The following is an 810-nucleotide window of genomic DNA, read 5'->3' as shown; positions in this document are numbered from 1 at the left end:
CCTCCTCACGGCCCTGGGAACGGTGTGCGGCCGCGTCTCGCTGACGTTCCGCCCGCATCCGGTCAAACACCCGGCCACGGACCTGATCCGGCCAGTCCACCTGCTTGACGCGAATATCCACCACTTCGATACCCAGATCTTCCAGGGTGGATTTGTTCACCTCATCACGCACCTGGTCCATCAACGCTTCACGCTGATCGTTGGCCACGCTGGGCACCGGAGAATCAGAATCGCTATCCGTTTTAGCTGCCTTGGCCTCACGGAGCACGGATTCATCCAGCTGGTCGGTTGGCACTTCCACCGTTTCACCGGTGGCAGGGTCACGGATAATCGCCTTGTCACCTTCCACTTTTTCCACGTCGCTCTCACCGGCCACTACCTGGAACACGGTGCGTGACGCGAATTCGTTACGCAGGCCTTCGTTCACACGGGGATCCAGCAACTCACGGGCTCGACGCTCCATCACCTGGGCATTGGAAGAGCCGCCCCCCACGCTGACGATATAGCGCTGCACGTTGCTGATACGCCAGATCACGAATGCATCCACGTTGAGCAGTTTCTTCTCGGCCGTCAGGAATGACTGGCTGCGCACGTCATAGACCAATGCGCGCCCGTCCACTTTCACCACTTCTTCCACCAGCGGCCATTTGAAATACAGGCCCGGCTCGATGTCAGTCTTGTCGATCCGGCTGAACTGCTTGAGTACCGCCTTTTCTTTCTGGTTAACGATGAAAAAGGAATCCAGCGCCAACAATGCCAGCACACCCAGAGCCAGCAGCGCCATCCATCCACGATTATTCATTAGCGCAG

Annotated in this window: 1 protein-coding gene; it reads right to left on the bottom strand. The window is 58.1% G+C overall.

Annotated features, from left to right (window positions below):
- Positions 1-802: protease modulator HflC (hflC, locus tag A3730_RS05790; protein WP_063537692.1), on the bottom strand; the 802-nt coding region annotated here is incomplete at its 3' end.
- Positions 803-810: the final 8 nt, after the last annotated feature.

Source organism: Alcanivorax sp. HI0044, assembly GCF_001634945.1.
The sequence above is the reverse complement of the archived record's forward strand: the minus strand, read 5'-3'. Positions and strand labels throughout refer to the sequence as shown.